Annotated in this window: 8 protein-coding genes; 3 read left to right on the top strand and 5 right to left on the bottom strand. The window is 48.8% G+C overall.

Annotated features, from left to right (window positions below):
* The first annotated feature begins 357 nt into the window (after positions 1-357).
* Positions 358-906 (top strand): class I SAM-dependent methyltransferase, encoded by a 549-nt coding sequence (locus ADA01nite_RS04025; protein WP_146808622.1) that lies wholly within the window; start codon positions 358-360, stop codon positions 904-906.
* A 30-nt stretch (positions 907-936) separates the two neighbouring features.
* On the opposite strand, the gene ADA01nite_RS04020 is transcribed toward ADA01nite_RS04025, so the two are convergent.
* Both ADA01nite_RS04020 and ADA01nite_RS04015 read right to left on the bottom strand, forming a co-directional pair.
* Positions 937-1440, bottom strand: coding sequence for a L,D-transpeptidase (locus tag ADA01nite_RS04020; RefSeq protein WP_146808621.1), 504 nt, complete (start codon positions 1438-1440; stop codon positions 937-939).
* A gap of 5 nt (positions 1441-1445) precedes the next feature.
* On the bottom strand, positions 1446-2486 hold the full coding sequence (locus ADA01nite_RS04015) for a M23 family metallopeptidase (RefSeq protein WP_146808620.1): 1041 nt from the start codon (positions 2484-2486) through the stop codon (positions 1446-1448).
* 185 nt (positions 2487-2671) lie between these two features.
* Here ADA01nite_RS04015 and lipA point away from each other — a divergent pair, with 185 nt between their 5' ends.
* A complete protein-coding gene (gene lipA / locus ADA01nite_RS04010) occupies positions 2672-3538 on the top strand; it encodes a lipoyl synthase (protein ID WP_146808619.1) in 867 nt (288 codons plus the stop codon).
* Positions 3539-3578: 40 nt separating this feature from the next.
* Here lipA and ADA01nite_RS04005 read toward each other — a convergent pair whose 3' ends face one another.
* Positions 3579-4604: a YhcN/YlaJ family sporulation lipoprotein gene (locus ADA01nite_RS04005; RefSeq protein WP_146808618.1), complete on the bottom strand. Its 1026-nt coding sequence runs from the start codon at positions 4602-4604 to the stop codon at positions 3579-3581.
* 140 nt (positions 4605-4744) lie between these two features.
* Here ADA01nite_RS04005 and ADA01nite_RS22940 point away from each other — a divergent pair, with 140 nt between their 5' ends.
* Positions 4745-5206 (top strand): YutD family protein, encoded by a 462-nt coding sequence (locus tag ADA01nite_RS22940; RefSeq protein WP_146808617.1) that lies wholly within the window; start codon positions 4745-4747, stop codon positions 5204-5206.
* A 61-nt stretch (positions 5207-5267) separates the two neighbouring features.
* Here ADA01nite_RS22940 and ADA01nite_RS03995 read toward each other — a convergent pair whose 3' ends face one another.
* Complete coding sequence (locus tag ADA01nite_RS03995) at positions 5268-5597, bottom strand: hypothetical protein (protein WP_174760589.1); 330 nt, start codon at positions 5595-5597, stop codon at positions 5268-5270.
* A 73-nt stretch (positions 5598-5670) separates the two neighbouring features.
* Positions 5671-5946 carry a DUF3055 domain-containing protein gene (locus tag ADA01nite_RS03990; RefSeq protein WP_146808616.1) on the bottom strand — a complete coding sequence of 92 codons (276 nt, stop codon included), beginning with the start codon at positions 5944-5946 and terminating at the stop codon, positions 5671-5673.
* Between the last annotated feature and the right edge of the window lie 165 nt (positions 5947-6111).

Raw genomic sequence — 6111 nt, 5'->3', positions numbered from 1 at the left:
GAAAGTATCCGATGCCAGTGACAGACGTAAGCGTCGTATTCAAACAACCGATCTGGAACAAGAAGTATCGCCGGGGGAACGGCGTAGATGGCGACGACCTCGCCCGCGCAGAAGCGTGGTAATCCTGCCGTGTTGCCTGCCCATAGCCTGGCCTCTGCCTGCGGGAAAACTTCCTGCCGGTACGCGAGGTGTTCGCAGGAAAGAATCCCACGTGCTTCAGCCGTGGGAGAAGGTCAAAGTATAACGGTTATGTTTGGTTATCTTGAAACAACGGGTAAGAGAAGAATAACGTATAAGTAAGCGATAGTTACATAATGCTAACTAACGATAAATTGGAGAAAAGGATGAAAAACGTATATGGATAAAGTGCTTTTTCTGAAAAGCTTTCTGCGTTCCCCGCTCCAGGTTGCGAGCGTTATTCCGAGCTCCCGGTTTCTTGTTAACCATATCGTGAGGCATATTAATGAAATCGGTCCTGTAACTGCGGCTGAGCTGGGAGCCGGTACAGGTGTGCTGACCCGGGCGCTCGTCCACAACTGCCCTTCCATCAAATCGCTGGTCGTGTTTGAAAACGAGGAGAATTTAAAGCATCACCTGCGGAATGAATTTCGGCAGGTTCCGGTATATGCGGATGCGTTCACGCTGTCTGAAGTGCTGCAGGAACAAAATACCGGACAGTTGGACTGCATCATTTCGGCGCTTCCCGTATCCTGGTTTTCCAAAGAACAAAACGAGCAGTTAATAGAAATGATATACAGTTGTCTGAAGCCCGGCGGCTATTTCATCATGTTCCAGTTCTCTCTGCAGATGCGCAAATACCTGCGTGCCGTTTTCGATGACATCATCATCAAATATGTACCGCTGAACTTTCTTCCGGCATTCGTATACTATTGCAGGAAAACATGAATAAATCTGCCCTGCATCTGTAGGGCAGATTTATTTTTGCTTATGGGGAGGTGCATTGCTTTTGATGACAACCCGCGTACCGAGCGGAATATTGCGGTAAAGCCATTCAATATCTTTATTCTGCATACGGATGCAGCCCTGGCTTACATGATGACCAATACTGGCAGGGTTATTCGTACCATGGATGCCGTACTTATAACCACCTGTCCCCGGTACGTTTAGCCCCAGCCAGCGTGTGCCCAGCGGGTTCTTCGGACTTCCACCAGGCACATTTTTCGGCAGGTACCATGGTTTTTCTATTCGTGTAACGATTGTAAATTCTCCTTCCGGCGTCAAGCTTTTGTTTTTTCCGGTCGCTACAGGGAACACATAGACGGGAATGTCATTTAAAAAAATAGTGAGCCGGTTGGTCGATTTATTGATTTCGATGAATACCTCGTCTTCCAGCGCAGACCCGGAAGAAGGAAACAAGAGGAGAAAAGAGAGCAGTACAGAAGCAAGAATAGGAAGTGAAAGATGAAGAAATTTACGCATATGGCTTACTCACTTCCTTTATTTTTCTTCTTTTTCTTTGCTTTGTACTCTTCTCTTTCCCAACGCTTTAACAAAGGATACGGATCGTATGAGTATTCCGCTTTGCCGTTATCCCGATAAACACCATAATGCAGATGCGGCGGGAATTTGCCGGAGGTGCCAGGTTTTCCGTAGCCCGAGCTACCGACATAGCCGATGATATCCCCGGGTTGTACAATGTCTCCGACTTTAAATTTCTTATTGAAGCCGTTGAGATGGGCGTAGTAATGATACAGCGAATCAATATCGCGGATGCCGACACGCCAGCCTCCATAAGGGTTCCAACCCATTGTCTCGATAACGCCGTGCCTGGTGGCGCGGACAGGTGTGCCGTAACCGGCAAAAATGTCCGTCCCTTCATGAATACGCCGTCCTCCCCAGCCGCGCGGGTCTCCCCAGGTGCTGCGATAGCTGTAACTATAGTGAAGCGGAACAGGAAACGCACTACCGACCAGGTGCAGACGGTTATGGTAGCGGTAAAGGGATGCCAGCTCAGAGACGATTTCTACGTTTCTATCCCGGGCATAATAATTCCACAGTGCGATGCGGATGTCGTCCTCCGTATAACCGAACCCGCTTAGATAGCTGGCCATCGTATAAACGGCGTCGAGGTCATTATCGGGACTGGCTTTGCCGTCCCCGTCTCCGTCTTTGCCCAGGCCGCCGAAAAACGCGATGCTTGCCGGATTGGTATCATCGGAATTAGGATTAAGAAAGCCACACCATACTTCGGGTGTGAAGGCAATGCCAATTTTGCGTGCAGAAGAAGCGGCGCTTCCTTCGGCCTCTTTCTTCTTTGGATTTTTATGGATGCTGCGCTCATACTGATCAATCGCTGCCAGGTAATACCACGGAATGCCGGTAATGGCTTGCATGTGTTCAAACAGCAATTGCCGTTCCCGATATAAGGCTGCTGTTTCCGATGTTCCGGAAGAGGCGGCATGAGCAGGAATTGAAATCGGGAACAGGCTTAAAACAATAAGAAAAAGTAATGCTTTGTACCACATAACATCCTCCCAAGATGAAAAGTCTTCGCCTTAGTGTGCGCAGCAGAACTGGTTTTATATGTGGAAACCGTAGCCTTACGCACAGGTTATGGCCCATTGCGGAGACGTTTGGAATTGCTTTACCGGCCGCGCTTTTTTACAATAGGGAAGAAGGAAAACGATAAAAGAATGGAGATGAGCGCTTCATGGCAGAACGGAAGCCGGAGTGGCTGAAAATCAAACTGAATACGGGCGAGAACTTCAAAGAGTTGAAGCGGATGATGCGTGGCAAGACGCTGCACACAGTTTGTGAAGAAGCGCGCTGTCCGAACATATATGAGTGCTGGGCGAACCGTACCGCCACTTTTATGATTTTAGGTGATATGTGCACGCGCGCGTGCCGGTTTTGTGCGGTCAAAACAGGCCTGCCGACCGAACTTGATTTAGCTGAGCCGGAACGCGTAGCGGAAGCGACGGAGCAGATGGGACTTAAGCATGTCGTCGTAACTTCCGTAGCGCGCGATGATTTGAAAGATGGCGGCGCATTAATTTTTGCTGAAACGATTCGAGCGATTCGCAAGCGGGCCCCTTTATGTAGTATTGAAGTATTAATTCCTGATTTCCTGGGCAACTGGGATGCGCTGAAGACTGTGATGGATGCCAAACCAGACATCTTAAATCATAATATTGAAACGGTGGAACGCCTTTCAGACCGTGTCCGGTCCAAGGCGAAGTATAACCGGACGCTGGAATTATTGTCCAAGTCCAAAGAGTTCCAACCTGATGTTCCGACCAAATCGAGCATCATGATTGGCGTTGGGGAGACAATAGAGGAAATTATTGCGACGATGGATGATCTTCGTCGTATGGATGTTGACATTTTAACGATCGGTCAGTACTTGCAGCCGACACCCAAACACCTGCCGGTTAAGAAGTTTTACCATCCGGATGAATTTGCGAAGCTGAAAGAAGAAGGGTTGAAGCGCGGCTTCAAACATGTTGAATCCGGCCCGCTTGTGCGCAGCTCCTATCATGCACACGAGCAGGTTGAATCGGCTGCTAAAGCGCTATAACGAAAGCAAGCCCTGCCGCGTAACACGGCGGGGCTTGTCGTTATTTCTTCATGTGATGCATTTGCATCGGCATACCGGACTTGCTGGTACTGGATTTGTTCGACTCGTTGTTCGTCGACAGTTTGTGCATGGTATTGGCCTGGTGGCCAATCATTTGTTCGAACTGCTGGTCGGTTTTCGTACCCATCTGCATCGCATTGTTGTGTACTTTTGTAATTACATTTTGGTCGTTTGTTGTGTACACTTTGTAGTAACGCGGAGATACGTTTTCGCAGCCTTTCTGCACTTTCTCCAGTGTTTTCTGGGCGTTAGCCGGGCTTAAGCCGGAAGTATCGCAGCCGACGAAAATCTGGTTATCCGTTGTAAGAACCGTTGTGCGTTTGACACCAGGCACCTGCTTGGCTACCCGGGCTACGGCCGAAGCCAGCATCTGGCGGTCGACATAGACGTTTGGTGTAGCCATATCGTAATTGGCCTGTCTTCCTTGATACAGTGTGCTGTTGTTCGGTGCAGTCCGGTTCTGCACAGTCGTACCGTTGTACGTACGGCCGGTAGCTGTCTGATTATCACCGAGGTGAGCATAGCCAATGTTTGGCTGGTTGCTGCGTGTCATTACGTTGTAATTTTGGGTGTACGGCTTATAAATAGAATACTGCTGCGCGTTATATCCCGTCATACCGTTTGTGCCATACAGTCCGGTTGTACCATACGTTCCTGCTGTGCCATACATGCGCTGGCCATTATTGTTGACACCCAGATCATTCATGCCTTGTGTGCGCATGATTCTGTCCCTTGAATCGCGCAGAGCACTCGGGCGATAGTTCGTCTGGTCTTTAATAATGCCATTACGGTACGTATCGTAGCGCCCATCGCCAACATTGTTGTAGCCGATAGCATTGTTGTAACGGTGATATTTATCGTAACCCGTTATGGTACCGGTCGGGTTATTCGGCCCGACATTCATTGGGCGGTATTGATTCGTGCGGGCATTATCCGCCGCAGGAGAGCAGGCAGCGAGCGAAACGGCAAGGCTTACTGCGGAAAGCACTGAGAAGAATTTTTTCATTGTTCCACCTCCTATCCTGTAGGTTGCCCGGAGGTGGCGGGAGTTTTCGTGGGAATTTTGTGTGCCGTGCAAGAAATTGTGGTAAAATAGGAGTCGCGCGCCACCATAGTGTTACGGTGGCCGGAGAGGAGGCAACTGAAGTGATACGGGTCCAGGACCAGGTCTACGAGTTGATTGAGGAAAATAAAAACGGGTTCAACCAGGAAGCATTCAAAGAGCGGTACAGTGATGTTCTGGCCAAGTTCGACTACATCGTGGGCGACTGGGGATACGGTCAGCTTCGGTTGAAGGGCTTGTACGAAGATACGAATCGCAAAGCGCCGTTCGATGCACGAATTAGCTTTTTTGACGAATATATTATAGAATATTGCAATTTCGGCTGCGGATATTTCTTGTTAAAGAAAGTGAAGCAGGCAAGCCGCTTGGAAGAGACGGAAGAAATCGAACAGCTGGAAGACGGAGAGCTGGCAGATAAAGCGGACGAGAAGCAGCCCCGAAGCAAGGATGGCAAACGTCGGGATAAGCGCCGTCCCCGCTCCCGCCGCGGCAAGCCGAAAGAGCAGAAGGACAACAGGGAAAAACAACCTGCGCATATAGAGTAAACAGAGTAAAAACGGGCATGATGGCAGAAAAGGAAATCTGACATGGATGCCCGTTTTTCAGCTATTCTCTTTGTTCATGAGTCGTGCCCGTTTTTACTTCATTGAGCATAGGCTCTTCGTTCTCCGCAGGGTTGTCGTGCGTCGGATGTCCTCCGGGATCCTGGCGTGGAATGCCTTCATGCAACGAACGATATTCATACGCAAACGCGGACTGAGCCTTTTCTCCGGTATCCCACGAACTTTTACCCAGGAACGGGTGCGCGAACGCGGCCGTACCATACGGACCTTCCGGGAATTCTTCCGGATAGCGCGTATGAATTACGCTCTCTTCCGTTTTCAGCGGGCGAAATTGTTCTTCCTTCTTATCCGGCAGCGCTTTTCTCCAAAACAAAAAATCCCCTCCTTCGTGAATAAATAAAGGATAGGGATAGTATCTACTAAAGTATACAGCTTATGCAGAGGAATCAGATGCTTAAATACAGGAACTCCCGCAACTCCTTCGCTTCCGCTTCTGTTATGTTGAACGCTTCTTCCAAATAGCCCGGCTCATCCAGATCTTTCTGGCCGAGAATCGCCATTCGGTGCGTCAGAATGTTGAGTACCAGACTCTTGCCGTAAAAGTTTTTCGTTTTAATGATTGCGATATCGTGGCGGGCTTCTTCACCCATAAAGCTTACGTATCTTGTTTTTGTCTCTTCCGTATGATCATACAGAAACGTCCAGTCTCCGTGTTGTGCCATGTGTTTGCCTCCTGTGAGTTGTATTTACTGCATATGTTAACATGCTTTCGTGGGCGGAATCATCATGTATATGCCGACAATAGTAAAAAGTTTATCAAATGTAATTATATGATAATTGAACAGGGGCGGCAACGTTCAAACGTGTTCCATTTTTCTGTGAAAATC

It is taken from the genome of Aneurinibacillus danicus, assembly GCF_007991215.1.
GTDB classification, from domain to species: Bacteria; Bacillota; Bacilli; order Aneurinibacillales; family Aneurinibacillaceae; genus Aneurinibacillus; species Aneurinibacillus danicus.
Note: the sequence above shows the minus strand (reverse complement) of the source record. Positions and strands in the feature narration are given on the sequence as shown.